The sequence below is a fragment of the Streptomyces hesseae genome (genome assembly GCF_031845785.1).
GTDB lineage: Bacteria > Actinomycetota > Actinomycetes > Streptomycetales > Streptomycetaceae > Streptomyces > Streptomyces hesseae.
Genome location: NZ_JAVRFI010000067.1, coordinates 1 through 474, shown reverse-complemented (window position 1 = coordinate 474; position 474 = coordinate 1). Strand labels below are relative to the sequence as shown.

Annotated in this window: 1 protein-coding gene; it reads right to left on the bottom strand. The window is 70.3% G+C overall.

Annotation, left to right across the window (positions count from 1 at the left end):
- Positions 1-35 precede the first annotated feature (35 nt).
- Positions 36-474 (bottom strand): hypothetical protein (locus RM609_RS34220; protein ID WP_311616585.1); only part of this gene is annotated, 439 nt, incomplete at its 5' end.

Here is a 474-nt window from a genome sequence, read left to right as displayed (position 1 = left end):
CCCACAGCGTCTCCGCTCGAGTCAACCGCGGAGGTTCATTGCGTGAAGCGGAACTGCCGCCAGCCGCTCTTCGAGCCCGGCATGCCCGAGCCGTTCACTGCCCACACCCGCCACCGGCCCGGCTGGGCGCCGACGAAGTTGAACGTGTAGCTCGTGCTCGTCAAGCCGGTGACCGGCGGGGTCGCGGTCGTCTGGCCTTCGATGCAAGTCGGGTTCTGGCAGACCTCCAGGTCGAGCGAGTAGCTCGCGGCCTGCGGCACGGCGCCCCACTCCCTCACGGTGGTCCGGGGAAAGTGAGTGAAGACGGCGCCGTCGGGCGGGGCGATCTGCTGCGGTGGCGGCAAGGTCCCGCAGTCGGTGTCGACCGTTTCGACGTCGAAAGCCTGGCTGGCGCTCCAGTCCCGCCACTCACCGTCTATGCGCGCCCGCAGACGCCACGTCCAGCCCCGGTCGTTGCCGGGGGCGATCCAGGCG